24 protein-coding genes and 1 pseudogene are annotated in these 24,798 nt (G+C 64.7%); 8 read left to right on the plus strand and 17 right to left on the minus strand.

The annotated features are described in order from the left end of the window. The first annotated feature begins 60 nt into the window (after positions 1 to 60). A pseudogene (locus tag ACP8ML_RS08845) lies at positions 61 to 1,778 on the plus strand (alpha/beta hydrolase). Positions 1,779 to 1,811: 33 nt separating this feature from the next. Here ACP8ML_RS08845 and ACP8ML_RS08850 read toward each other — a convergent pair. From ACP8ML_RS08850 to murI, 6 genes are read right to left on the minus strand one after another with little or no spacing between them, the layout of a single operon-like run. Next, positions 1,812 to 3,209, minus strand: a complete 1,398-nt coding sequence (locus ACP8ML_RS08850) for a DNA polymerase IV (RefSeq protein WP_117189680.1) — start codon at positions 3,207 to 3,209, stop codon at positions 1,812 to 1,814. After that, on the minus strand, positions 3,206 to 3,676 hold the full coding sequence (locus tag ACP8ML_RS08855; RefSeq protein ID WP_117189679.1) for a dihydrofolate reductase: 471 nt from the start codon (positions 3,674 to 3,676) through the stop codon (positions 3,206 to 3,208). The genes ACP8ML_RS08850 and ACP8ML_RS08855 overlap by 4 nt, the downstream gene beginning before the upstream one ends. Before the next feature lie 40 nt (positions 3,677 to 3,716). Further along, positions 3,717 to 4,529, minus strand: coding sequence for a thymidylate synthase (locus ACP8ML_RS08860; RefSeq protein WP_065673771.1), 813 nt, complete (start codon positions 4,527 to 4,529; stop codon positions 3,717 to 3,719). Position 4,530: 1 nt separating this feature from the next. After that, positions 4,531 to 5,145 carry an RdgB/HAM1 family non-canonical purine NTP pyrophosphatase gene (gene rdgB / locus ACP8ML_RS08865; protein ID WP_117189678.1) on the minus strand — a complete coding sequence of 205 codons (615 nt, stop codon included), beginning with the start codon at positions 5,143 to 5,145 and terminating at the stop codon, positions 4,531 to 4,533. Next, entirely contained in the window at positions 5,142 to 5,906 is a 765-nt protein-coding gene (gene rph, locus ACP8ML_RS08870) for a ribonuclease PH (RefSeq protein WP_171048659.1), read from the minus strand. Before rph ends, rdgB begins: the two co-directional genes overlap by 4 nt. Before the next feature lie 50 nt (positions 5,907 to 5,956). After that, on the minus strand, positions 5,957 to 6,811 hold the full coding sequence (murI, locus tag ACP8ML_RS08875) for a glutamate racemase (protein ID WP_065673774.1): 855 nt from the start codon (positions 6,809 to 6,811) through the stop codon (positions 5,957 to 5,959). A gap of 181 nt (positions 6,812 to 6,992) precedes the next feature. Between murI and ACP8ML_RS08880 the strand changes: the two genes are divergently transcribed. From ACP8ML_RS08880 to ACP8ML_RS08890, 3 genes are all read left to right on the plus strand, one after another. Further along, positions 6,993 to 7,304 carry a FeoA family protein gene (locus ACP8ML_RS08880; protein ID WP_065673775.1) on the plus strand — a complete coding sequence of 104 codons (312 nt, stop codon included), beginning with the start codon at positions 6,993 to 6,995 and terminating at the stop codon, positions 7,302 to 7,304. A 130-nt stretch (positions 7,305 to 7,434) separates the two neighbouring features. Further along, entirely contained in the window at positions 7,435 to 9,321 is a 1,887-nt protein-coding gene (feoB, locus tag ACP8ML_RS08885) for a ferrous iron transporter B (RefSeq protein ID WP_117189676.1), read from the plus strand. Beyond that, positions 9,321 to 9,863, plus strand: coding sequence for a NifU family protein (locus ACP8ML_RS08890; protein WP_065673777.1), 543 nt, complete (start codon positions 9,321 to 9,323; stop codon positions 9,861 to 9,863). Before feoB ends, ACP8ML_RS08890 begins: the two co-directional genes overlap by 1 nt. A 3-nt stretch (positions 9,864 to 9,866) precedes the next feature. Here ACP8ML_RS08890 and ACP8ML_RS08895 read toward each other — a convergent pair whose 3' ends face one another. Together ACP8ML_RS08895 and clpS are read right to left on the minus strand one after the other, a co-directional pair. After that, entirely contained in the window at positions 9,867 to 10,427 is a 561-nt protein-coding gene (locus ACP8ML_RS08895; protein WP_065673778.1) for a DUF2017 family protein, read from the minus strand. Next, positions 10,424 to 10,717 carry an ATP-dependent Clp protease adapter ClpS gene (gene clpS / locus ACP8ML_RS08900; RefSeq protein ID WP_004808852.1) on the minus strand — a complete coding sequence of 98 codons (294 nt, stop codon included), beginning with the start codon at positions 10,715 to 10,717 and terminating at the stop codon, positions 10,424 to 10,426. The genes ACP8ML_RS08895 and clpS overlap by 4 nt, the downstream gene beginning before the upstream one ends. A gap of 74 nt (positions 10,718 to 10,791) precedes the next feature. Here clpS and ACP8ML_RS08905 point away from each other — a divergent pair, with 74 nt between their 5' ends. Together ACP8ML_RS08905 and ACP8ML_RS08910 are read left to right on the plus strand one after the other, a co-directional pair. After that, on the plus strand, positions 10,792 to 12,132 hold the full coding sequence (locus ACP8ML_RS08905; RefSeq protein WP_117189675.1) for a nicotinate phosphoribosyltransferase: 1,341 nt from the start codon (positions 10,792 to 10,794) through the stop codon (positions 12,130 to 12,132). A gap of 196 nt (positions 12,133 to 12,328) precedes the next feature. Continuing rightward, positions 12,329 to 12,604 carry an HU family DNA-binding protein gene (locus ACP8ML_RS08910; RefSeq protein WP_065673780.1) on the plus strand — a complete coding sequence of 92 codons (276 nt, stop codon included), beginning with the start codon at positions 12,329 to 12,331 and terminating at the stop codon, positions 12,602 to 12,604. 101 nt (positions 12,605 to 12,705) lie between these two features. Here the strand turns inward: ACP8ML_RS08910 and malQ are convergent, their stop codons facing one another. Both malQ and ACP8ML_RS08920 read right to left on the minus strand, forming a co-directional pair. Beyond that, positions 12,706 to 14,814 (minus strand): 4-alpha-glucanotransferase, encoded by a 2,109-nt coding sequence (gene malQ / locus ACP8ML_RS08915; protein WP_117189694.1) that lies wholly within the window; start codon positions 14,812 to 14,814, stop codon positions 12,706 to 12,708. Positions 14,815 to 14,899: 85 nt separating this feature from the next. Then, positions 14,900 to 15,709: an RDD family protein gene (locus ACP8ML_RS08920; protein WP_117189693.1), complete on the minus strand. Its 810-nt coding sequence runs from the start codon at positions 15,707 to 15,709 to the stop codon at positions 14,900 to 14,902. A gap of 108 nt (positions 15,710 to 15,817) precedes the next feature. Between ACP8ML_RS08920 and ACP8ML_RS08925 the strand changes: the two genes are divergently transcribed. Next, positions 15,818 to 16,060 carry a DUF3039 domain-containing protein gene (locus tag ACP8ML_RS08925; protein WP_004808857.1) on the plus strand — a complete coding sequence of 81 codons (243 nt, stop codon included), beginning with the start codon at positions 15,818 to 15,820 and terminating at the stop codon, positions 16,058 to 16,060. Positions 16,061 to 16,116: 56 nt separating this feature from the next. Here ACP8ML_RS08925 and aroQ read toward each other — a convergent pair whose 3' ends face one another. The 5 genes from aroQ to ACP8ML_RS08950 are packed head-to-tail and all read right to left on the minus strand — an operon-like array spanning position 16,117 to position 19,249. After that, positions 16,117 to 16,548: a type II 3-dehydroquinate dehydratase gene (gene aroQ, locus ACP8ML_RS08930; RefSeq protein WP_117189674.1), complete on the minus strand. Its 432-nt coding sequence runs from the start codon at positions 16,546 to 16,548 to the stop codon at positions 16,117 to 16,119. Then, a complete protein-coding gene (locus tag ACP8ML_RS08935) occupies positions 16,545 to 17,573 on the minus strand; it encodes a cation diffusion facilitator family transporter (protein ID WP_117189673.1) in 1,029 nt (342 codons plus the stop codon). The genes aroQ and ACP8ML_RS08935 overlap by 4 nt, the downstream gene beginning before the upstream one ends. Further along, positions 17,570 to 18,589 carry a phosphoheptose isomerase family protein gene (locus ACP8ML_RS08940; protein WP_117189672.1) on the minus strand — a complete coding sequence of 340 codons (1,020 nt, stop codon included), beginning with the start codon at positions 18,587 to 18,589 and terminating at the stop codon, positions 17,570 to 17,572. The genes ACP8ML_RS08935 and ACP8ML_RS08940 overlap by 4 nt, the downstream gene beginning before the upstream one ends. Next, a complete protein-coding gene (locus ACP8ML_RS08945; RefSeq protein WP_117189692.1) occupies positions 18,586 to 18,864 on the minus strand; it encodes a Trm112 family protein in 279 nt (92 codons plus the stop codon). Before ACP8ML_RS08945 ends, ACP8ML_RS08940 begins: the two co-directional genes overlap by 4 nt. 10 nt (positions 18,865 to 18,874) lie before the next feature. Beyond that, complete coding sequence (locus tag ACP8ML_RS08950; RefSeq protein WP_169311828.1) at positions 18,875 to 19,249, minus strand: DUF3499 domain-containing protein; 375 nt, start codon at positions 19,247 to 19,249, stop codon at positions 18,875 to 18,877. 169 nt (positions 19,250 to 19,418) lie between these two features. Here ACP8ML_RS08950 and ACP8ML_RS08955 point away from each other — a divergent pair, with 169 nt between their 5' ends. Further along, positions 19,419 to 19,838: a metallopeptidase family protein gene (locus ACP8ML_RS08955; protein ID WP_117189671.1), complete on the plus strand. Its 420-nt coding sequence runs from the start codon at positions 19,419 to 19,421 to the stop codon at positions 19,836 to 19,838. A gap of 12 nt (positions 19,839 to 19,850) precedes the next feature. Here ACP8ML_RS08955 and ACP8ML_RS08960 read toward each other — a convergent pair whose 3' ends face one another. Further along, positions 19,851 to 21,389 carry a DUF5719 family protein gene (locus tag ACP8ML_RS08960; RefSeq protein ID WP_117189670.1) on the minus strand — a complete coding sequence of 513 codons (1,539 nt, stop codon included), beginning with the start codon at positions 21,387 to 21,389 and terminating at the stop codon, positions 19,851 to 19,853. Next, positions 21,386 to 24,730 carry a glycosyltransferase family 2 protein gene (locus ACP8ML_RS08965; protein ID WP_486703071.1) on the minus strand — a complete coding sequence of 1,115 codons (3,345 nt, stop codon included), beginning with the start codon at positions 24,728 to 24,730 and terminating at the stop codon, positions 21,386 to 21,388. The genes ACP8ML_RS08960 and ACP8ML_RS08965 overlap by 4 nt, the downstream gene beginning before the upstream one ends. Between the last annotated feature and the right edge of the window lie 68 nt (positions 24,731 to 24,798).

Here is a 24,798-nt window from a genome sequence, read left to right on the forward strand (position 1 = left end):
CACTCACTGATCAGGAGCACCCATGCCAGCCGAAACCACGACACGACGACCTCCAGCACGATGCACCTGCTCACCTGTCTGCTTCTGGTCATCGTGGGCGCGGTTAGCGCCAGCACCGTCCAGACCGGAGGAGGCCACATCAGCGTCCAAGGACTGGTGATCCCAGGGACGGATGGATCCAGGGTCAGCGCCGATCTCTACCGCCCCGACACCGCCACTGCCGAGCATCGAGCACCGCTCGTCGTCGTCACCCCAGAATTCAACCAGACCAAGGAGACGGTGGTGTCCTACGCCTTGGAGTTTGGCCCGCCGCGGATTCGTCACCATCACGGTTGGCCCCTACAACCAGGGGAATTCCAGCAAGCAGCCTGCCCACAGCAAGGCCCCTGCCATCAAGCTAGTCATCGACTACGCCACCCGAACTCACACCCTGAATTATGTCGACACGTCCAGGGTCGGCATCATCGGACACTCGGCTGGCGGGTCCCGGGTCCGGAGGACCGCCGCGATATACGGCGCCAAGGAGAGCAAGGCCCTGGAGAAGGCCAAGACTCCTGACTCCCCCGGTGGCACCACGATCACCACGGAGGACGGCCGAGAAACTCAACCCTATTCACGCTGTCTACATCGCAGGGTGGTTGCGCCATCTGGACGCTGACAAGTTCACGAACATCCATTCCAATGTCGGCCTGGGGTATGCCCTCCACGACGAGGGCGGCTACCGCAACAAGAACCACAACGGCGACCTGCGCAATGCCCCGGAAGCCATCGCGGTCATCAACTCGGGCCTGCCGAAGTCACAGCACGTCAATCATGTGGTCATCGGAAAAGGCTATGGGTCAGCTGCCGATCGAACCTACCGCGTGGCATACAACGACCACACCATCCACCCCTTCCAGCCGCTGACCCCCAGTGCCATAGGGTCGATGATCCAGTTCTTCGACGACACGATTGGCGCTCCGCACCAGATGAGCACCACCAACCAGACCTGGTGGCTCAAGGAACTCTTCAACGGCCTCTCCCTCATCGCGGCCCTGGTCATGCTCGTCCCGTTGACGAAGTTGCTGTTGACGATTCCCTGGTTCTCGGGGGCTCGTAGCGAGCTCTCCCCCACCACGTCGGCACCCAGTACCGCGGTGTTCTGGGGAGCTCTCGTCTTGCAGGCCGCCGTGGCCGCAGTGACCTATGTTTCTATGCCGATCGCGCTGTGGCTCGTCGTCAACGGCGTCCTCGGACTGGTGATCGCCTGGATCCTTTTGCGTCATGGCCAGGCAGGCGCGTCCGGAGTACGGATGTCATGGCCCCAAACCGTGCGCACCATTGCCCTCGCCCTGGTTGCCATGACGGTTTTTCACGTCATCCTGGGGATCGTCCACGGGTTCTTCCACGTTGACTATCGACTCTTCATCCTCGCGATACGACCACTGACATCACACGGGTTCCTGACGGCCTTGACGGTGGTGCCGGTGCTCTTCCTCTTCCTGCCGGCGAATTCCCTACTCGTCGCAGCGCCGTCCGACAGCTGCCGACGCAGCGGAATCCTCCTCGGTCTGGCCGCCCCCGTCAGCCTGACGGTGATTCTCGTCATCCAGTACACGACCCTCTTCTCAACCGGAACGGTCTTCTGGAGGACCAAGTGGATGCAGGTCATGACCCTCTGGTCCCTGCTACCGGCGTTGATCGTCATCCCGTTGTTTCACCGCGCACTCCATCGGGCGACAGGACGGGTGTGGCTCGGGCCGATCCTCATGGCGGCGGTTCTCGCCCTCATGGTGTGAGCCTTCCAACCATTCCACGGGATCAGGGCGGCTTCACTCCGAGGCCGTCTCCTCCCGGGGCGGCTGCCATGCCAGCGGCAGCGGATGGGCCGGATGCAGGGCCTCGTCATCCTGGCTGACTGACTTCACCCGACCAATCTCACTGCCACGATGTTCAAAGCGGCAGGTGACAATTCCGTGCCCCGATCCCCATACCCAGCCCCGACCGTACTCATCGTGAACCACGTCGGCGCCCGGCGGCCAACGCCTGCCGTCGAAGGATCGCCGCCGGCCGAAGGGCCCGGGTTGGACAGGCGTGACATCCTCGGTCACCTCGGGTTCATCGAGCAGATGTCCGTCGTCGTCGACGATGAAGAGTTCTTCCTGGGCTGAGGTCGTGAAATTGGAGACGCCAACTCCCAGCAACCGAACCCCCTCACGCAGGTCGAGGGAATCGAGCATCCGCACCGCCAGATGGGTAATCCTCTCGGGCGAGTCAGTGGCGCCAGTCAGGGTCACCGACCGTGACCACACCTGGAAGTCCGCCATCTTGGCCTTGAGAGTGACGGTGCGGGCGAAATGCCCGGACTTCTTGAGTCGCCCGCACACCAGGACGGCATGGCGCTCGACGATATGGCGACACTCCTCACGATTGGTGAGATCGTGCTCGAAGGTGTCCTCGACCGAGATCGACTTGGCGATCCGGCTCGCGACCACCGGGCGGTCATCCCAGGCCCGTGACAAGGCGACAAGGCTCGTCCCCGACGCATGGCCCAATTCATGGACGAGCTCCGACTCCCGAGCAGCACGGACATCAGCGATGGTGCGCAGGCCGAGCTTCTCCAGCCTTTCCGCAGTGACTGGTCCGACTCCGGGAATCGCCCGCACTGGTAGGGGAGCAATGGTGTCGCCCTCGGTCCCGGGGACGACGAGGGCGACCTGGTCACTGTGACCGCGCTTCGGCTTGGCCATCTCGGAGGCAACCTTGGCCATGAACTTGCTCGAGCCGATCCCCACCGAGCAACTCAATCCCTCGGTGCGCTCGAAGACTCGGGCACGGAGATCGGCGGCGACTTGGTGCAGCGCGTCAAGATCCTCGACGTCGATCCCTCCCGACTCCAGATCGACGAAGGCCTCGTCAAGGCTCAGCGGCTCGACGAGGGGCGACAGTTCTCGCAGGGTTGCCATGACGACCTTGGAGGACTCCCGGTATGCCTGGAATCGTCCCGAGAGAAAGGCGGCATGGGGAGCCAGACGTCGAGCCTGTGACCCTGCCATAGCGGAGTGGACGCCGAATTTACGGGCCTCGTAGGAGGCCGTCGCCACGACTCCCCTACCGCCGACCCCACCGACGATGACGGCCTTGCCGACCAGGGAGGGCTTGTCCCGTTGCTCCACCGAGGCAAAGAAGGCATCCATGTCCAGGTGGAGGATCGACGCCGTCGATCTCATGCCCGGCGCCGATACCCGACGAAGTCGAACCCGTCGCGGGGCTCACGTCGGATCTCGCCCCACACCCGCCGATCGATGCGGGGGAATCGTGCCGAACCCTCCGGTCTCTGGTGGACCTCGGTGATGTCGAGCTCGTCGCACAGGTCGAGGGCATCAGCGTAGATCTGCCCTCCCCCGGCAATGAAGCAAATCTCCTCGCCAGCGTCACGAGCCATCCCGATGGCTTCACGCGGGCTGGCTGCGACGTCGACGCCATCGGCAGACCACTGCTGGTCACGAGTGCAGATGATGTGACGCCGTCCCGGGAGCTTGCCGATCTGGTCAAAGGTACGCCGCCCGAACACCAGGGTGTGGCCCATCGTCACCCTCTTGAAGCGGCGGAAGTCCTCGCTGATGTGCCAGAGCATGTCCTGACCGGACCCAATGACGCCGTTGTCGGCGACCGCGGCGATGGCGACGACCTTCATCATCCCTCCTGGTACTTCGAATCCTGCAATCCGGCCGTGCTCAGACGGCGATCGGGGCGGGAAGGGCCGGACAGGGGTCGTACCCGGTCAAGGTGATGTCCGACAGCTCGAACCCGTCGATGTCACGAATCTCCGGATTGACGGTCAGCTGAGGAAGCTGTCGCGGCTCACGCTCGAGCTGCTCGTGCACCTGATCGAGGTGATTGAGGTAGAGGTGGGCGTCACCCAAGGTGTGGACGAACTTCAGCGGCTTCAATCCTGTCACCGATGCCACCAGACGGGTGAGCAGTGCGTAGGACGCAATGTTGAACGGCACACCGAGGAAGGTGTCACCGGAGCGCTGGTACAGCTGGCAGCTCAGCCATTCCGGATCCCCGTTCTCGTCAGGGGTGACATAGAACTGGAACAAAGTGTGACAGGGCGGCAAGGCCATCTCGTCGACCTCGGCCACATTCCACGCCGAGACGATGTGACGACGCGACCACGGATTAGCGCGGATCTGCTCGATGACCTTGGCGATCTGGTCGATCGTGCCGCCGTCGGCGTCGGGCCAGGAACGCCACTGGTGACCGTAAACCGGTCCCAGGTCGCCATTCTCGTCGGCCCATTCATCCCAGATGTGGATGTTGTTCTCGTGCAGCCAGCCGATATTGGTGTCCCCGCGCAGGAACCACAACAGCTCCCCGAACACACTGCGGGTGTAGATCTTCTTCGTCGTCACCAGCGGGAACCCCTCACGCAGGTCGAAGGCCATCTGATGGCCGAAGACACTCAGGGTCCCGGTACCGGTACGGTCCTCACGACGCACGCCCTCGTCGAGGATCCGTCGCAACAGGTCAAGGTAGATCTGCACGTCAGCAACCTTCCAGATGAGCGACGACTGCCGGGACGATGGCACGAACGGCCTGCCCACGATGGCTGATGGCGTCCTTAACGTCATCGGCCATCTCAGCGCTGGTGAGGTCACCCGGCTGGGCATCGGGAACGAACATCGGGTCGTAACCAAACCCGTTCTCCCCGCGAGCCTCGGAGATGATCCTCCCCTCCATCGTGGCGACCTTGGCGATCTCGGTGCCATCAGGGTCCACGAAGGCCATCGCGCACACGAACCGGCCACGACGACGCTCGTGGGGAAGGTCGAAGGTTTGGTCGAGCAGCAACTGGAGGTTACGCACGTCAGTCGCCTCGCGTCCCGACCAGCGCGCGGAACGGATCCCGGGCATCCGGTTGAGGGCGTCCACCTCGAGACCCGAATCATCGGCGAGAGCTGGCAGACCGGTGTCACGGGCAGCAGCTCGGGCCTTGATGAGGGCGTTCTCGACGAAGGTGGTGCCGGTCTCCTCGGGAGCCGGGGCATCGCTGACCTCCGCCAGACCGACGATGTCGACGTCAGTACCGGCTGCCTCGAAAGTACGACGCAACTCGACCAGCTTCTTGGCGTTGTTGGACGCCAGCACAACCCTGCTCACAGGGTCACCCCGAGGGCCTCGGACTGTGCAGCCTTGAGCGAGGCGCAGCCGCCGGCAGCCAGATCGAGCAGCTCATTGAGGAGGCCACGGTTGAAGGGGGCTCCCTCTGCGGTCCCCTGGATCTCGACGAAGTCCCCGTCGCCGCTCATGACGACGTTCATGTCGGTGTCGGCCCGGGAATCCTCCTCGTAGGCCAGGTCGAGCATCGGGGTGCCACCGACGACGCCGACCGAGATGGCCTGCACCGAACCTGTGATGGGGTCCCCGACGAGGCCGCCACGCTCACGCAGCCAGTTGACGGCGTCGACGAGGGCGACGTAGGCACCGGTGATGGAGGCAGTGCGCGTACCTCCGTCGGCCTGCAGCACGTCACAGTCGAGGATGATGGTGTTCTCTCCCAGCGCCTTGTCGTCGACGACAGCGCGCAGAGACCGTCCGACCAGACGGGAGATCTCGTGGGTACGCCCGCCGATCTTGCCCTTGCGGGACTCACGGCCGGAGCGCTCATTGGTGGCACGAGGCAGCATCTCGTACTCAGCGGTCACCCAGCCGAGCCCGGATCCCTTGCGCCAGCGCGGCACCCCTTCGGTGACCGAGGCATTGCACAGCACAGTGGTGCGTCCGAAACTCACCAACACCGATCCCTCGGCCTGGGTCAACCAGCCGCGTTCGATCCTGACGTCCCGCAACTGGTCCAGGCGGCGTCCATCAATTCGAGAAGTCTCACTCACGCTGCCAAGGGTAGTGGGAGGGGCTGACACGAATCAGGGCTACGACACGGTACGCTCCCCAGGTCACTCAGCGGCGTCGCTCAGTCGCGCACGACCGCACGGTCCCCGAGAGGATGCCGGTCATCGTGCACCGACTGCACGTCGTGGACGAAACCCTCCATGAGCCGCCGTCCCAATCTCTCGAAGCGCTCTGCATTGCCCGTCGTCAGGAAGTAGCGGATGGACTCGCGCGGCTCGGAGTGCAGCAACCCCGAGTCAGCCATCAAGGAATAGGAAGCCCGCGCACACTGGTGGGAGGAGGAGATGAGGGTGACGTCGTCGCCCAGGACATAGGAAATAAGCCCCGCCAGCAGCGGGTAGTGGGTACAGCCCAGGATGAGGGTGTCGCAACCGGCCTCCCGGATCGGCTCCAGGTAATCCCGCGCGATGGCTTCCAACTCCCGTCCGCTGGTGATTCCCTCCTCGACGTAGGGGACGAATTTCGGACAGGCCTGGGTCGTCAGGGTGATGCCAGGCACCGCCGCCAGCGCGTCCTCGTAGGACAGGGAGCGAGCCGTGGCCTCGGTACAGATGACGCCGATGCGACCGTTCCGGGTGGCCGAACTGGCTCGGCGAGCAGCCGGCATGATGACGTCAATGACCGGGACGTCATAGCGCTCTCTGGCATCCCTCAACACTGCTGATGACGCCGTGTTACAGGCGATGAGCAGGGCTTTCACGCCGTGGGCGACGAGCCGATCGAGGCACTGCAGGGCGTAGCGACGCACCTCGGCAATCGTCTTCTCGCCATAGGGTGCGCGGGCCGTGTCGCCCAGATAGATGATGTCCTCGTTGGGCATGAGGTCGACGACGGATCGGGCCACCGTCAGCCCTCCGAATCCAGAGTCGAAGATGCCGATCGGTGAGTCGACAACGTCGGAATCAGGCTCGGTCACGGCTCGACACACTACCGCGCGATTGTCACCAGGTGACCACCCCGGAGGTTTTCACGACGCTCGCCTGACGAAAACTCGCCCCCGGTGATGACATTGAGGTAAGGCTTGGCTATTCTCTGAGGGTGCGTTGGGGATTCCGACGCCGCCAAGGACATCAAGGGGGATCAGGATGACGGGGTCCATGAACGGCAACATCGCGAACAACTCGGTCGTCGTACCGCTCAGTTCATTACCGATCGGGCAAGGCGCAACCATCGAGGACATCGCCGTCGACTGCGCGGATCATATCTGTCACCGTCTCCACATGCTCGGTTTTGGGCGCGGCCGCGAGATCACCAAAATTCGCCAGGCGCCCTTCGGCGGCCCCATGGTCTTTCACGTCTGCGACGTCCAGATGTGCCTGCGCCGCGCCCAGGCGAACATGATCATGGTCCGTCCGATACCCCAGTCACAGCCAGCCGCTCAACAGTGCGTCACCGCTGCCGCCGCGTGACCTTCCACCTTCACCTTGCGCAACCCGATTTGCGCCGATCCGAGGTTTCCTGATGCCCACACCCACCGCAACATCCTGCCATGCCGTTCCGACAGCAGCGCCGGCAAAGGGCTCACCCAAACTGGACCTGGTGGGCTCCCCCAATGGTGGCAAGACGTCCATCTTCAACCACCTCACCGGCCTGCACGCCAAGACTGGCAACTACCCCGGCGTCACCGTCTCCCGCATCACCGGTGTGTGCCAGATCGGCGGCAGCGAGTACGGCATCGAGGATCTCCCCGGCACGTATTCCCTGACCCCCATCTCCCCCGACGAGGCCGTCGTCGCCGAAGCCCTGGACGGGGCGATCGAGGGAATTCCGGCCCCTGACGCCGTCCTCGTCGTCGCCGATGCGACGGCCCTGCGCCGATCTCTGCTGCTACTCGCAGAAACCCTGGAGCGAGACCTCCCCACAGCGGTCGTCGTCACCATGGCTGACGAGTTGCGACGCCGCGGCGGCAGCCTCGACACCGCAGCCTTGTCCCAGGCACTGGGCGTACCAGTGGTCTCCGTGGTCGCCAACCGTGGCATCGGCATCGGGGAACTACGTCACCTCATCAGCGAGTGGCAGACTTGGAGCCGTCCTCCCATTCCGCCACCCACCGCGGCCGAGGAACTGGCCGGCTGGGTCGACTCGATCCTGGCCAGCGTCGGTTACCAGGATCCCCAGCCTGACTCTCGTACCGAGCGCATTGACAAGGTCTTGCTGCATCCGGTGTGGGGAACGATCGTCTTCTTCCTCGTGATGTTCCTGTTCTTCCAGGCGCTGTTCACCTGGGCGGCACCCCTCCAGGACGCCCTCGACGGCTTCTTTGGCTGGCTCGGTGAATCGGTCAACACCCACGTCTCCAATCCAATCCTTGCCGGTTTGCTGGGCGACGGCATCATCGGCGGTGTCGGCGCAGTGCTGACCTTCGTCCCCCAGATCCTGTTGATGTACCTGTTGCTGGCGCTACTTGATGCGGTGGGCTACATGTCACGGGCGGCATTCCTTATGGACAAGGTGATGAGCCGTGCCGGGCTGGAGGGGCGAGCCTTCGTGGCCATGCTATCCTCCTTCGCCTGCGCCATACCTGGCATCATGGCCACAAGGACCATTCCCTCGGCCAAGGACAGGATCGCCACGATGCTCGGCGTCCCGCTGGCTACCTGCTCGGCCCGACTACCCGTCTACGTGCTGCTGGTCGGAATGCTCATCCCCGACGCCACCCGCGCAGGCCCCTTCTCCGGACGGGGGGTGGCGATGTTCCTGCTCTACCTGCTCGGTGCGGTCTCGGCGATGACGGCGGCGTGGGTTGTCAAGAAGATCACCGACCGGTCCGGGGTCCTGCTGCCCTTCTACATGGAGATGCCTCCCTACCGGATTCCCACACTGCGCTCGGTGGGCATCGCGATGTGGGAGCCCACCAAGGCGTTCCTGCGCAAGGCCGGAACCATCATCATGCTGGCGACCATCGTCATCTGGGCGCTGACAACCTTCCCGATGCGGTCTGACGCCGCACTGTCGAAGGCAGGTGTCGATCCGCGCGATGACGTCGCCGTGGCGGCCTACACCATGGACCACTCCATCGCCGCTGGTGTCGGCAAGGCCGTCGAGCCGGTCTTTGAACCGCTGGGATTCGACTGGCGCATTGACGTCTCCCTCATCGGATCACTGGCTGCTCGAGAGGTGGCCGTCTCCACCCTGGGCCAGATGGCTTCAGCCACCGACCCAGAGGACGATGCCGAGGTTGCCCAGCAGCTGGACCGCTGGACGTGGACACACGGTGAGCACGAGGGCGAAAAGGTCTTCACCCCGGCGACCATCGTCGCCCTCATCCTCTTCTTCGCCTATGCCTTGCAGTGCATGTCGACGATCGCGATCATGAAACGGGAGACCGGGGGCTGGAAGTGGCCGGCGGTCGCCTTCGGATACATGTTCGCGCTGGCGTGGATCATGGCCTTCATCGGTCGTCTCGTGACGAACCTGGTGATCTGATGAAGCTCGCATCGCGTCCGTCCATGGCAGTCCATCCGGAGACAACGGCTGACCCCGCGACCCTGCGCTGGGTGGTGTCTGGGGTGAGCCTGCCCTTCGCCGGAGAGTTGGTGAGCGCTCCAGGTCTCGATGGGTTTCTGGGCCGGGTGCGCGTCGAGGTGACGGTTGGCGCCGTCATCGCCACCGTCCTCGACGACAGCTGGGGACGCATCGGCGCCGGCTTCCGCACGGCCCTGACGATGGCCCTCGAGCGAACTGACGACTGGATCGGCGGTCCTGGGGCCCAGGCCCTTGACGAGGTCGAGACCTTGAGACGGTGTGCCGACGAGCTCATCGCCGGACCCGTCGGTGCAGTGGCCGCCATGCACGGTGGGTCGATCGAGTTGGTCGACGTCACGCTCCACTGCGGGCAGCGCACTGTCGACGTGGCCATGAAAGGTGCCTGCCGGGGTTGTCCGGCAGCTGTCATCACCTTGCACCAGAGGTTGGAACGCCAGCTCAGCCTGAGGTTGCGCGAGCCGGTGAGTGTCCGAGAGATGTGACCTCTACTCTGACAGCTCCACCTCGACGAGTACCTCAACGACGAAGCCGAGCCACTCGTAAACGCACTCCTCCTCGGCCTCCAGCTCCTCCCGGGCGACCCGGGCGACCTCCTCAGCGGTGATCTGGTCAGTGATACCCAACCTGGCCGCCATCATCCCCCGCAGCACATTGACAGTACGAAGCCACCGCTGCGTCGTCTCCGGATTCATGGAGATACGGCCAGTTCGGTGCACGGTCTCCAGATCAGTCCGCAATGCCTGGGCATCTCCCCAACGCGCGGCGACCTCCTCGGCGTCATGGCTGGCATGGAACTGGGCGTCGGCAGCGTCGTCGTCGCGATAGGCGCTCGGCAGGATGGCGCGACGTACCTCGTCGTCCTCCTGGGGACCGGAGAACTGGCTCTCCCAGAAGACGAACGGATCTCCGCCCGAGGTGCGATGGGCCGGAGCGGTGCGTAACCGCGACAAGGCCTCGACGTAGTGGCCCAGGGCGATCTCGATGCCGATGGTCTCGCGACGCTCCAAGTACCAGACCCACCGATCCCGGGTGCCCTCGATCCTCATTCCCGTCCGCCCTTTTCGACCGAGGCCTGCAGTCCGTAGCCGTGCATGGCGTGCACTGCGATCTCCATCTCTTCCTTTGACCCCTCAGCCACTGTGGCCCGGCCATGGTTGTGGACCTGGATCATGAGCTGCTCGGCCTTCTCGCGGGGATAGCCGAAATACCTCATGAACACCATCGTCACGTAGTCCATGAGGTTCACCGGATCGTCCCAGACGACCGTCGTCCACGTCGATTCCTCATCGGTGAGACGGTCGGTCCGTGCAATGGGTTCCACGGTGGCTGCAGACATGTGTCCATTCTGTCACCAGGAGAGGACACACAACCCCACCGACGAGGGCGTCCCATCCCCCTAAACTGTGGCCCATGTCGACCGCAATGTTCACCGACCATTACGAGCTGACCATGGTCGAGGCTGCCATGGCATCGGGAACCGCTGACCGCCGCTGCGTCTTCGAATTGTTCCCACGTCGTCTCCCCGAGGGCCGCCGCTACGGCGTCGTCGCCGGCACTGGGCGTGTCCTCGACGCGGTGGAGGACTTCCACTTCACCGACGAAGAAGTCTCCTTCCTGGAGAAGACCGGGGTCGTCGGCCCGCACATGGCCGAGTGGCTGTCGAACTACCGTTTCACCGGATCCATCCATGGTTACGCTGAGGGCGATCTTTACTTCCCAGGATCGCCGCTCCTCACCGTCGAGGGCACCTTTGCCGAGGCCTGCGTTCTCGAGACCCTGCTGCTGAGCATCTACAACCATGACTCCGCGATCGCCTCGGCGGCCTCCCGCATGGTCATGATGGCCGAGGGCCGCTCCATCATCGAGATGGGCTCTCGTCGTACCCATGAGGAATCCGCCGTCGCCGCTGCTCGCGCCGCCTGGATCGCTGGATTCGGCCCGACCTCGAACCTCGCTGCCGGCATCCGCTACGGCGTCCCCACCTCCGGCACCGCCGCCCACGCCTTCACCCTTCTCCACGACACCGAGGAGGACGCCTTCCGTGCCCAGCTGGCCGCCTACGGAGAGAAGACCACCCTACTGGTCGACACCTACAACATCGAGAACGCCGTGCGCACGGCCGTCCGCCTCACCGAAGGACGCCTCGGCGCGGTCCGCATCGACTCCGGAGACCTGTCCATCGCCGCCCGCCAGGTCCGCGATCTGCTCGATGACCTCGGTGCCACCAACACCCGCGTCATCGTCACCAGCGACCTTGACGAGTGGCAGATCGCCGCCCTGCGTGGCGCCCCCGTCGATGGCTTCGGCGTCGGAACCTCCCTCGTGACAGGCTCGGGAGCGCCGACCTGCTCCTTCGTCTACAAGCTGGTCGCCCGCGCGATCTCGAACGCTCCGGACGCCGAGCTGTTGCCGGTGGCCAAGAAGTCGTCTCACAAGAACACCGTGGGAGGACGCAAGTACGCGGTGCGACGCATCGGCTCAGGTGGTACCGCCACCGCCGAGGTCGTCAGGGTGGGCCAGCAGCCGACCGCCGACGCTGACGACCGCAACCTCATCGTCCCCCTCGTCGTGAATGGCGAAGTCGTGGGCCGTGAGCCTCTGGAAGCCGCACGTAAGCGTCACCAGGCTGCCATAGCCGAGCTGCCGATCTCCGGACGACGTATCTCCCGCGGCGACCAGGCCATTCCGACCATCATGGTGAAGCAGGGAAATGACGGCGCTGATACCGTACTCGGCGCCTCGTTGTCCTGAGTAATCCGGCACTGGCTCAACCGGCCGCTCCAACTACTCGAAGTGTGACAACCGGGTAAACACTGGCCCGAAATGGGTGGAAAGCCCGCTGTTAAAGCGCATCTGGGCTTGACTGAAGACCAACACCCGCTAATGTCCTTGAGTAGGGAAACGGCAAGAAGCCGGAAACCGCACACAGTCCATCTGAGGAGACCCCATGACCAAGTCCGAGCTCATCAAGGCCGTCGCCAAGCAGGCCTCGCTCACCGAGGCCCAGACCAACGAGGCCGTCAAGGCTCTCACCGACGTCATCACCAGTGCCCTGGCCCAGGGCGAGAAGGTGCAGCTTCCCGGTCTGTTCACCGCCGAGGCCGTCGAGCGTCCCGCTCGCAATGGTCGCAACCCCCGCACCGGCGAGTCCATGACCATCCCCGCTCACAAGGCTGTCAAGATTTCGGCCTCCAGCACCCTCAAGAAGGCCGTTGCCGACTGAGCGACTGACACGGGTTGTTGACCCGTGATCAAGCATTCGGGGTCCGATGCCATCAAGCGTCGGACCCCGGTTTCACATCTCCTACGACCAAAGTCAGCCGATCACTTCTCGTTCATGACCCCGGACAGTCGCGCGGCCCTCTCATCGGTGAAGACCTCCTCGAGCCACATCGGCGAGCCGTCCGGATGGCTGAGAGGCACCCGCCAGTTCGGGTACTCATTGGTGGTGCCAGGAAGGTTCTGGGTACGTCGATCCCCCACGGCATCGGTGAGGGTGACGTTGAGGACCTTAGCCGGCGTCTGGGTGAGCATGCGGTGCATCGCCAACACGATCTCTTCCTCCGAGGGGTCGTCCCCCTCCAGCACTCCACGCGCCCGCAGGATGCCGATCCAGGTCTCGGTCTGACGGGCTGCCTCGGCCCGCTCGTGCTCCAAGGACTCTGTGAGCAGTCCGAGCTCGTTACGCACCTCGACGTGGTCACCAGCGAGGTAGCCAGTGGTGGGCGGGAGGTCATGAGTGGTCACCGAACTCATGGCGTACTCACGCCACTGCTCGGGAGCCAGCGGATGGCCGTCCTCGCCATTCTCGAACCACAGCACCGAAGTACCCATGATCCCCCGCTCACGCAGATACGTGCGCACCCACGGCTCGACGGTGCCCAGGTCCTCGCCCACGACGAGGGCGCCGGCACGGTAGGCCTCCAAGGCCAGGATACCGACCATGGCCTCATGGTCGTACCGGATGTACGTTCCCATGCACGGGCCAAGACCGGCTGGGACCCACCACAGCCGGAACAGGCCAAGGATGTGGTCGATACGGATACCGCCCGCATGTCGCAGGGCCGCCCGCACCATCTCACGGAAGGGCAGGTAGGCCATGTCGGCCAACATGTCCGGACGCATCGGCGGCTGACCCCACTCCTGACCGGCCTGGTTGAAGGCATCAGGCGGGGAGCCGACGGAGACACCGTCGGCAAAGAGTTCACCGAGCATCCACGCATCTGCTCCGGCACCCGAGACGCCGACGGCCATGTCACAGATGAGGCCCAGGGACATCCCGGCGTCACGTCCGGCCGACTGGGCGGCCGAGAGCTGCTGGTCAGCAATCCACTGCAGCCACATGAAGAAGTCGACGCGATCCTCGTGAGCGCGCACGAACTCCGAGACGGCTCGGTTGCTGGGACGTTGGAACCCTTCGGGCCATTCGTGCCAGTCGCTGCCGTAGACCTCGGTCAGCGCACACCAGGTGGCCAGATCGACCAGACGGGTGCCGCGCAGCCTGCGGAAGGCCTGGTAGGACAGCTCCCGCGACCCTTCCAGACCGAGGGCGTGGACGGCCTCGAGGACCGGCAGCTTGGAGTCCCAGGAACGGTCACGGTCGATCGTCTCAGTGGTCGCAGCCGCATGAGCCTGGGCGGAGCGGGCCTTGGAACACTCGTAGGAGTCGAGGTCTGAGAACTCAGGAATGATCTCAGGGCGCACGTACAGCGGGTTGAGGAAGAGACGGCTGCAGGGCAGATACGGTGAGGGCTCGATCGGGGAGACGACCTGGCTGGCATGCAATGGGTTGACGAGCATGTAGTCCGCACCCTGGGTTGCCGCCCAGGTGGACAGATCCGCCAGATCCGCCAGATCGCCCATTCCCCACGACCCCCGAGACCGCGTGGAGTACAGCTGCACCGCATGGCCCCAGACCCGGGACGAGCCCATTGACCTCGGCAGACCGAGCCAGTTCGGGGAAACCACCAGGGTCGACGTGGCGCGATGATCAGCCGTCGTCGCGACGATGGTGTGGTAACCCAGCGGAAGGTCAGCCGGGATGCCGAAGGTGGCCTCACCGATCCAGCGTCCCTCGACCCGGCGATCCGGGTTCCAGTTGTCGACCTGCCAACACCCACGATGATGACCGTCCTCACAGATGATGTGAACGTCGACCCACTCCCCGGCATTGACGTGGACGTCGACGCGTCCTTCCTGCCCCTCGCGCAGCACGACGATTCCAGGCAGGACACGACGCCAGGTGCGGTTGGCGACCTCTTGGCATGCCTGTTCGGCCAGCTCCGGGGTCGACGCATCGATCCCGAGCCCGGCAAGGACGGCGATCACGGTCGCCTCCTCAACCTCGATGTACTGGCCCTTCCAGTCGTGGTAATCACGAGCGATGCCGAAGTGATCGGCCAGGGTCGTCAGGTGGGGATCTGTCAAGGACATGACGGCCTTTCGGTGCCCCAGCGTGGGGGCGGGATCAATGCGGACGGATTGTGGGGACGACATCGTCGCCCCGTCTAGACGAAACTCACTCGGCGTCGAGCTGGCGGACCGGACGAACCACCTGAGTGCCGGCAATGGCGTCGTGAATGGTCTGGCGAGACCGCTGCCACAGCGGCATGAGATAACTGAACGGAGTCAACAACACAATGACCTGGTTACCAATCTCCACACAGGCCCAGGCCGTGGCACGGACAAGGGCACGCCACCACACCAGTCGGCGATGGTCTTTGCCCTGATTAGTGGCCACGACGCGCAGCCCGCAGACAAGCTGGCCAACCGAACCGGCGCAGGTCGCCAACATGATGAACTGGTAAATCGCCTGGGCGATGATGACGGCACCAACAAGATTCGTCATGTCGTAGACGAACCCTGCATCACTCAGCGACTGCGTGGTGATGACGTCAGACGGGCTCGCCCCCGCGCTGATCCTGCGCATCGATTCGTCGAGGAACGCCTGGTAGCTGGCCATAATGCTGGCGATCTTCTCGTGCATGGTGATGCCGACAACGGCCCACACCAGGACGAAATCGATGACGGTCGACAAGGCTCGCCACCACCACCCGGCCAGGGGCACACCGTCAGCGGTGGTGCCCCACTTGTTGCGCGGCGGCGCTACCTCTCCGTGCCGCGGCGCAGCGGTCGTCTGACGCGGGGACGACGGTACCCGTGAGACCGGGGCCAGCGCCTCAGGCACATGGCCGGTGACATGACGCGGTTCGGGTTCCGGCGGATTCCGCAGATTGCGGGTCCATCGTTCGCCGTCCCAATACCGCTCCTGATCACTTCCGGCAGGGTCGGGGTACCAGCCCATGGGGGGAGGAGTCGCATTCGTCACCGGTCCATTCTCCCACGATGGGCCCATGATGCTAATTTCGTCCGCTGCCAGCTGGACTCGTCGTCCTCCATGGTCAGGCATGATGTCTGCCACGTACACTGGTCCACCATGAGCACACAGGTGGCACCAGGTTCCAGTACGGCGGTCGAGGAGAAGACTCGTCCATCCTTTGATGACGGTGACGCCGAGCGCTTCTCCCACTACGTCCCGAAGGCCAAGCTCACCGACGCCATGGTCAACGGGACCCCTGTCGTCGCCCTGTGCGGCAAGGTGTGGGTGCCCTCCCGCAATCCGGACAAATTCCCCGTCTGCCCGGAGTGCAAGGAGATCTTCGAGTCGATGAAGCGCTGAGTCCCCCAGCACCATCGTCACACAGGTTCGGTCACGTCGGAGAGAGCGCGTCGGCGTCAGACCGTCGCTAACCAGGCGAGAGCCAACTCGTAACCTTTGAGGCCGAGTCCGGCGATCGTCCCTGTGACGTGTGCCGAGACCACGCTGTGATGGCGGTACTCCTCCCGGGTCGCGATGTTCGAGATGTGCACCTCGATGCAGGGAGCTTCCAACTGGGCCACGGCGTCGGCAATCGCGATGTTGTAGTGGCTCCAGGCAGCCGGATTGATGACGACCGGGATCCGACCGTCAGCAGCTTGATGTATCCACCCGATCATCCGCTCCTCGGAGTCGGTTTGACGCACCTCGACGTCGAGCCCGAGCTCGCGGCCGTACTCGATCAGCCGAGCCGCCAGGGCAGCGTGAGTCGTCGCCCCATAGATCTGGGGTTCACGGCGACCCAGTCGTCCCAGGTTCGGGCCGTTGAGCACTAGGACAGGCTTGCTCATACCTGATCCTCCGGACGCTTCTCATCCTCCCTAATGCGACGATCGCCGTACCGAATGTCAGGTTCGAGGAAGAGCGGGCCGACAAGTGGTTCCGCAACACGTACGGCCACTTCCGCATTGTCGATGATGCGTGCCACCTCGAGTGCGGAGTCGCCCGGATCGACGGCGATCTTGGCAGCCAGCAGGATGGTGTCGGGACCCAGGTGGACCGTCTTCATGTAGATGACCGAGTCAACGCCGTCAGCACTCACGAGCGCGTCGTGAATGGCCTTGCGTGACTCCGGAGTTGCCGACTCCCCTTCCAGCAGGGACTTCATCTCTCGCGAGAGAATGGCTGCGACGACGACCAGCAGGACGCCAATACAGGCCGAACCGATACCGTCGAAGATCGGGTTGTGCGTCAGGATGGTGAGGCCGACACCGAGGAACGCGAAGATCAAACCGAGGACGGCAGCCGAGTCCTCCATCATGACCACCGGCAACTCCGGGGCCTTGGCCTTGCGGATGTACTGCAGGATCGTCATGCCCTCACGATCTTGCTTGCTCTCCTTGAGAGCGGTGTGCAGGCTGGCTCCCTCAGCACATGCCGAGATGACGGTCACGACCAGCGGCACCCACCACCACTGGGAGTCGAGCAATTCGTCAGGCTGACCGGCGAGAGTGTCGCTGATCTTCTCGTACGACGAGTACAGGGCGAACAATCCACCGACGCTGAAGATGACCACGGCGACGATGTAGCCGGACAGGTAACGGGCCCTCTCGTAACCGAACGGATGGTCCTCGTCGGCCTTCTTGTGGGCAGCTTTGCCTCCGACCATGAGGACGACCTGGTTGGTGGTGTCGGCCACCGAGTGAATCGCCTCGGCAAGCATCGAGGATGCGCCGGTCAGGGCCCATGCGAGGGCCTTCGTCACCGCGATCGCGAGGTTGGCAGAGGCAGCGGCAATGATTGCCTTGCGGCCTCCGCCCTCCTCCTCCGGCTTCTCGGCCTCGTCCGGCTCCCCAGCCACGTGGGACTGACTCATGACATCTCCTCCAGGCGGTCCAGCCCAAGGGCCAGATAAACGGTGGCGAAACTTCCCTGCAGCAGGAGGGCAACGTAACGGTCCATCGAGGAGGACCTCTCATCAATACCCAACGGCAGGGTGACGCTGCGCACCCTCACGTCGTGGACGGCACAAAGTTGCTCCAACTCCCGACGTGTGACCTCGTGCTCGGCCTCGGCGTCATCCATGACGACAAGTACCGGTCGACGCGATTCACCATCGAGATCAGGATCGGAAAAGGGATCTCGTCTGGGAGCGGATTCAATGATGGGACGCAGCGCGGCGGCGTCAGCCGACAGCGCGATTCGGCCTGTGGCCCGACGCATCAACTCAGCCAGGCGACGAGAAGCGCGTGCGGCCAGCACCGATCCGCCCCAGGTCAGAGGTTCGGCGTCAGCCAGGGCACAGGCAAGGTCCTTGGCCTGGTTGACCGCCAGATCGCGATGCGGTGAGGCCGATTCAGCCACCATGTCTGCCACCCGAGCGACCTGGCCGGGATCGACGGCAGGACCGAGCCCCAGATCGCCCAGCACTGCCAGCGCGGAAACTGCGGCTGAGATGGGATCCTCGGAGATCATCTGGATGCGGGCAGTGCCATGGTTACCGGCAGCTCGCCAGGATTCGCCGTCCCCGGTGGAGGCCAGGATGATGGCGCTACCGCGACGGCGCGCCTCTGCCACCTGGGCCGCGCATCGTCCATCGGTGTCGAGGACGGCCACGAGATCCAGGGGACCCACCCATGCCGGTAGACGACGGAACGGCCACGCGACGAGGGGGACCGGGCACACCGGCTCCAGAACTGAGCGCACCAGACGGGCTTCCGGACCGACGACGAGAACTCCCCTGGGTTGTCCCCATTCACCGACGGTTCGACGCACCTCGTCGAGGTTGGCCGAGTCGCGACGGACACGTGCACCGGTGCTTGCCAGATGTCGCAAGACCCCCTCGGTCAGAGGGTCGAGCGGCGCGTCGAGACGTGAGTCGTCGAAGGTCACTGGGGTCTCAGCTCATGACGACGGGTGGGCTCGAAGGCCTCGGTGTCCTGCGCGTCAGCGGCCCTCGTCTCCCCGCTCTGACGGGCGGCGTCAAGGCGAAGATCAGGCACACCGTCGCGCACCAGGAAGGCCAGCCCGCAGGACGGCGAGGAACAGACCAGTTCCCCGCTGTCGAAGTCGAGCGCGAACCGGGAGTGGCACGCCGGGCAGGCCGCCACCTCCAGGAATGCCGGTGAGAGGTCGAGTGCCTCAGGGGCCAGCGGTAGATCAGGCATGACCGTCATCCTAGTGGCTTCGCACGTCGTGGCTGGCGTCCGTGATCACCGACAGGTGACCACGACGACCCAGGACATGGACCGAGGCCGGGTCTGGCTCGGGGACAACCTCGTCTTCCAGCATTCCCACCTCGCGAACAGCCGCAGCAAGGGCCATGAGGTCGTCCACCGGCGGTGCCGGCGCAGGATCATCGATGCCCGGGAGCCGGATGACTTCCCACCCCACCGGGGCTGAGAGGGCTTCGGCGTGCTCCGCGCACATGTCGTAGGCGCCAGGCTCACGGCTGGGCCCCAAGGGGCCGAGGACCGCGGTGCGCTCGGCATACACGTAGGTCAGCGTCGCGACTGCCGGTCGGGAACATCCGGGTCGAATGCACTCTCTCACTCAGGGCACGGTACGCCACGGTCCTGTTTTCCCTGTGGTGCCACGCGGGTACCGACGCATACGGTCGGGGCTGCGCGAGCGTGTGCACCAGGGACATGTAACCTGCACCTGCGGAGGGGCCCGGACTCGTCTGATCGCACCATTGGTACATCCGCAATACAGTGGTGTCATGTCCAAGCGTCGAAACCGTCATGGTCGTGGGCAGCGTGGGCCAGTCGTCCTGCCGCGTGTCTATGGCGGGCGTATCGACCGCATCGACCCCACCGATGCTGAGTTCTTCACGGCCTGCCTGGCCGAAGCCGTCCGCCAGGTGCAGCGGTCGTGTCCGGGGATTCTCGACAACGTCATCGTAGGGGCGGAGGACGTCCCCACGATGCCGGGCTGGACCGAGGAACGGGTTCCGCTGTCGTCGGCGGTCGACGGCAGTGACGACTCCCCTGCCCGGGTCGTCATCTACCGACGTCCCCTCGAACTGAGAACTGCCAGTCGGCGTGGACTGGCCATCCTCGTCCATCGCACCTTGGTAGAGCAGTTATCGGCCTTAACCGGTCTTCCGGTGGAGAAGATCGACCCGGATATCGACGACTGAGGCCAACTGTTGTCAGCGCAGCAGCGGGTCGACGGTGGCGCGGCGTCCGTTCGTCGACGTGGCGATGGCGTCCAGCGGCAAGACGGCCAGGCCGCTGCCAGACACCACACCGCCGATGAGTGGAGCCGACCCGACGACGTGCAGGTGACCTGCTGCTGGAACCTTCCCTGACCAGGTGGATCCTGCCGGAACCGTCCCGTTGACCGCGGTCTTCTTCCCGCCGTCAGCTGTCAGAGTGCCTGTGAACGTCACGGCTTCCCCACCGGGGTTCGACAGCTCGAGGGTGCCACCAGCACCAAGGGTCTGTTCGAGCACCTTGCTGGACGAGCCGGGTCCGACGAGGGCGTAGTCGGTGGTGCCGTGCTTTCCCTGCACGAACAACCTGGCCACCAGCGGATGGTGGGCCGACAGCTTGAGGCCGACGGCCTCTCCCGCCAACGCCTTTGACATATCGACCTGAATCGTCGAACGCGGATCGATGTCGATCTGGTCAGCACCGTCAGGGGTGAACGGACCGTGTCCCGCCAGTGCCGTCACGGACACACCCAGCCGGGTCGTGCCGGGGTTGGAGATGACGAGGGTTGCGGTGGACACCTTCGCCGGGACCGCTGGCAAGTAGACGGTCTTGGAAGCTGGGGCCATCGCGATCGTCTCGCGGCCCTTGGGAGCCCAGGTACGGGCGCCGACGACGACTCTCCCTTCCCTGGAGCCGATCAACGCGGTGACAGGGGTGGTGTCGTTGTTCCACACTGACAGTGGCAGCACCTTGGTCTGCCCGGGAGACACCCGAATGCCACGCATGCCGGCGGTGTCAATTTCTCCCTTGGAACCCAACAAGGTGACGTCGACAGTCGCCGCCCGAGTATCCGCGTTGACGACCACGAGATCGGAGGCAGACGGATTGGTGAGGCTCACCGCACCATCGGTGGCCGTCCCGACGCAAGGAACCCACGTCGTCTTGCCATGGTCGGCAGACAGGACTGATCCCGTCGGAGGATGCTGCCCTGCCATGGAACGAACGAATCCAGCCGAGTTGTCGATCTTCGTCACGGCAGGAACCGAGGTCTCGGACAGCTTGTCCGCGGACGTGCCGACGTGCAGACTGCCGCCCACGGAGCCAGCGGCGAGACTGGCCTTCCCTTGGGAGGGCGGGCACACGAGGGTGCGCCCGGACGAGATGAGCTGAGCCGCCGGAGCCGTGCGTTGGGACTCCGGAATCGCCGTCGTCAACAATGAGATCGCCACGGCTGCCACGGCCAAGGTCACTGCCCAGACCGGACCCTTCCAGTAGTGTCCTGCCTTGTCGTCAGTGGCCGGCCTCTCAACTGCTGATGCTGTCGACGGATCGCCATCGTTTCCGTCAAGGTCGTCCTCATCCGGAGTGGCAACGTCGTCAGGATCCATGGCTCGGGCAGCACGAACCACCGGCTCGTCGCCGGCATCCTCAGCATCCACAGCTCGTCGGGCAAGACCAGCCTCGCCGGGCTCGGCCTCGAAGATCTCCTCGGGCTCCTCGTCATCGGCGAGGGCGCGGCGTGGACGGTCGCTCATGATTCCTCCTGACGACGGTTACGGCGCGCCTTGCGGCCACGGGTGGGGACGGAACGACGCGGGGCGACGGCACGATTCCGCTGGGCGGCCTGGGGGCCGGCGAGCAACAGCAACGCCAGAGTGGCCACCACCTCAATGGCGCAGGCCCATCCCTGGGTCGGCATCGACCAAGTCACGTCACCACGAGCCGATCCGACGCGGTAGGACTCCCCGATCTCGTGCTGAGCGGTCGGCTGAAGTTCGGTGCCACCCACCTCGACCTTCCAGCGGTCGTCGCGGGGTTCGAGGATCGTCAGAGTGCCTGACGTGGTGACCTTCCCGACAACTGGCTCCCGGTCTCCCTCGGGCGCGCCGACGACGGCCCTGGACGGCTGCCCATCCACCGTCCAGACAGTCGTCATCGGATCAGTGATGGCGGCTGTCAGACCAGCCGCATTGCCTACCTGGGCGACGACGTCGGCTCCTGCCCCACGCAGCCACAGATGGCCAATTCCCAGCGCGGACAGCCAGCTCGCGAGGTCGTCAGGGACAGCACCCGTCGCCACTGCCAGAGCAAGATCAGAAGCTGGATTGGCGATCCGGCTGTCCGAGGAAATGGCGGGGCGCTCGCCACTTCCCCAGCTCGGGTTCTCGGCATCGACGAGATCCCAGCGGACATCGCTGCCATGCACATTCACCATGAGGGTGCGAGTCTGGCGCGGCGAGCCCTCCACCGCAGTGACATAGGCGGGACGCATCTCGTCAGTGGTGGACATCGGGCCACGAGCGCCACCGACCAACCACCAGACGCCACCTGCGGCGACGGAGACTGCCATCACCCAGGGCAACCACCGGTTACCAATACCGACGAGGAGCTCTCCCAAGGTCGGCGACTCGTCAGCGGGATGATGATCGGCCTCAGCCCGCTTGAGCAGGGCGGACTGGCGTGCTGCTGCGATGAGCATGAGCAGGACGCCGACGCCTACGAGCTGCCACGGCTCAATGGCCGGATGAACCTGCACACCCCAGACGTCAACCAGGACGCGCGATCCGACACCGGCAAGGATGAGGCACACCAAATAGACGAGGATGAGGGCGAGCATCCGGCCTCTCGGATGTCCGGTGAGGGATCCGATGGAGGCCGACCGGTCGATGATGAGGCGCCACACCGCCCACAACGTGGCAATCCACAACGGGATCATCGCGATCAGGGTGAACGCGGTAGGAGCCGTGCCCGGGACGATCGAGCGTCCGACCAACAACCACAGCCCGGCTCGCGTCTCGACGACGGGGCTCAACAGCGGCTCGGCCCCAGTCACCATCCGTCCGGGCTCGCTGAACAGCCGTGGAATCCACGGCGAGATGACCAGGAGCGGTCCCACCGTGACGATGGCTGCCAGCAGCGGACGGCGCGGCCGGGTCGTGAGGATGCCTACAGCAACCGCCAGCGGGTAGATCCACAGCGCCGGGACCAAACTGATCGCCAGAGCTGACCACAGGGCCAGGCCACCTGCGGAAGAGACGCCCCCGACCTGACGGGTACCGATCTCAGCACCACGCAGCTCGGCGACGTCAATCGTTTCGGAGTTCACCAGACGCCAGGTGTGCAATGCCATGTGGGGAAGGATGACGCCCAGTGCCACGGCCGTCACCGAACCGCGTGCCAGACCTCCGGTCAGAATCGGCAACAGTCCCCAGAAGCTGGAGAGCAGCACGGTCGTCACGCCGACGCCAATGACGCGACGGAAGAGACGATGTGCCGACATCGCTGTGAGCAGCGGTGCCAGGACGAGCAGGATGCGGACGAGGACTTCTGGCTCGCCAATCGTCAGGACCGAGCCGAAGGCCGACCAGGCAAGCCACGGGGCATTCGCTCCCGTCACGCCCGAAACAGCGGTGAGCCACCGGTGCCAGGCACCGGACAGCCCATGTGGAGCCGGAGCCAGCCACGTCGAGGTCACACTTCCCGGCCCGTAGAGGCCCCGGCAGGCGATAAGCCCGCAGAGCACCATGAGCCCGACCATCACGATGTACGGGTTGACGACGAAGCGATGGTCCCGGGCGGTGAAATCGTCGCCGGTGAGATCGTCGATCGTCGTTCCGTCCTCGTTTCGCCACGGATGCATCCGGTCGGAGAGGTCCCCGGCGTAACGGTCGACGGCTCGAGCCCACACACTGCGTCGGCTGGGCAGCAGACGCTTGGTGTTCTCCAGATCGTCGGGATCGCACTGAGCGTGGAATTCCTGCAACCGCTGGGACATCTCGCGGGTGACTGAACGGGTCTTCCACAGCTGCCATCCGGCTCGCCACTCGTCGGCAGCACGGGAGGGGGCCTTGCCGACCAGCAGAACGATGAATCGCCACACGCTGGCCAGCAACAAGGCGAAACTGGTGCGGGTCGGGTGACCGGTGCGGGCCGCGACCATGCGCATGCCGGCGAGACGGTCGGTGGCGTCCGGGCGAGGGGCCAGATTCGACTCACGTTGCCACCCTCGACCGGCCTGACGGTGGTGGATGGTGCAGGTCGGCGCAGTGCGCACCACCATGCCTGCTTCGTTGGCACGCCATCCAAAGTCGACACCGTCACGGAAGAGCGGAAGGGCGGGATCAAATCCGTCGAGCCGGCTCCACGCCTCCAACCGGACGAACATCCCAGCCGTCGATCCCCCCAGGATGGGGCCGGGATCAGCCTGCTTCTGGTCAATGTCACCGCGGTCAACGACGGGAAGAACCCGAGTACCGCCGGTACTGACACTCTGGCCCTGCTCGTCAATGAACTCGGGGTAATTGTGCCGAGCCGGCTTGAGCAAGGTCGGGTACAGGACGTCAGGGTGAGGCTTGCGAGAAGCCTCATGGAGCAGTGAGCTCAAGGAGTCCCGGCCCACCTCCACGTCGTCATGCAAGATCCAAACGTGAGTGACGTCGTCGGGAAGACGATCAAGGGCGAGGTTGACGCCCTGACCAGGCGTGGTGTCGGCGCTGGCCGTGACACATTCTTCCAGCAGCCCCTCACCGACAGCCTCCTCCAACAAGTTCGTGGATTCGTCGGTGGAACCAAGGTCAACCGCGATCTGGACCGCAGCCCTCTCGTCGCTGCGACGCAAGGCGTTGAGAGTTCGCGGCAACCAATCTGCCGCTTGGTGAACGAGCAGGATGACGGCCACTTCGTCAGCGGTGATGTCAGGGACGGCCGGCTCACGACGTTCATGCGCCCATGCCCAGTCCGCCGGATCGACACGCACCGATGGGATGACGGGAATCGTCCAGTCCGTGAGCCCCTCCGCAGTGCGTGGAGCATCGCCGAGGTCAGGCCAACGACCCTCGTCGGGCTCGGTCTCCGCAGAGTACTTCTCGTCACTCACCTGGTAGACCACCTGTTCGTCGACGTCATGGAACTCGGCGTGCACGTCATATGTACACGACTGATCAT

The organism is Cutibacterium sp. LaCa_255 (genome assembly GCF_057458005.1).

Excerpts from the sequence above, each read along its gene's own strand:
- ACP8ML_RS08850 (WP_117189680.1), bottom strand. The coding sequence starts at position 3,209 with ATGAGATCGACGGCGTCGATCCTCCACCTGGACATGGATGCCTTCTTT.
- ACP8ML_RS08855 (WP_117189679.1), bottom strand. The coding sequence starts at position 3,676 with ATGAAGGTCGTCGCCATCGCCGCGGTCGCCGACAACGGCGTCATTGGG.
- ACP8ML_RS08880 (WP_065673775.1), top strand. The coding sequence starts at position 6,993 with ATGAACGGCAACATCGCGAACAACTCGGTCGTCGTACCGCTCAGTTCA.
- ACP8ML_RS08890 (WP_065673777.1), top strand. The coding sequence starts at position 9,321 with ATGAAGCTCGCATCGCGTCCGTCCATGGCAGTCCATCCGGAGACAACG.
- ACP8ML_RS08895 (WP_065673778.1), bottom strand. The coding sequence starts at position 10,427 with ATGAGGATCGAGGGCACCCGGGATCGGTGGGTCTGGTACTTGGAGCGT.
- clpS (WP_004808852.1), bottom strand. The coding sequence starts at position 10,717 with ATGTCTGCAGCCACCGTGGAACCCATTGCACGGACCGACCGTCTCACC.
- ACP8ML_RS08905 (WP_117189675.1), top strand. The coding sequence starts at position 10,792 with ATGTCGACCGCAATGTTCACCGACCATTACGAGCTGACCATGGTCGAG.
- ACP8ML_RS08910 (WP_065673780.1), top strand. The coding sequence starts at position 12,329 with ATGACCAAGTCCGAGCTCATCAAGGCCGTCGCCAAGCAGGCCTCGCTC.
- malQ (WP_117189694.1), bottom strand. The coding sequence starts at position 14,814 with ATGTCCTTGACAGATCCCCACCTGACGACCCTGGCCGATCACTTCGGC.
- ACP8ML_RS08925 (WP_004808857.1), top strand. The coding sequence starts at position 15,818 with ATGAGCACACAGGTGGCACCAGGTTCCAGTACGGCGGTCGAGGAGAAG.
- aroQ (WP_117189674.1), bottom strand. The coding sequence starts at position 16,548 with ATGAGCAAGCCTGTCCTAGTGCTCAACGGCCCGAACCTGGGACGACTG.
- ACP8ML_RS08935 (WP_117189673.1), bottom strand. The coding sequence starts at position 17,573 with ATGAGTCAGTCCCACGTGGCTGGGGAGCCGGACGAGGCCGAGAAGCCG.
- ACP8ML_RS08945 (WP_117189692.1), bottom strand. The coding sequence starts at position 18,864 with ATGCCTGATCTACCGCTGGCCCCTGAGGCACTCGACCTCTCACCGGCA.
- ACP8ML_RS08955 (WP_117189671.1), top strand. The coding sequence starts at position 19,419 with ATGTCCAAGCGTCGAAACCGTCATGGTCGTGGGCAGCGTGGGCCAGTC.
- ACP8ML_RS08960 (WP_117189670.1), bottom strand. The coding sequence starts at position 21,389 with ATGAGCGACCGTCCACGCCGCGCCCTCGCCGATGACGAGGAGCCCGAG.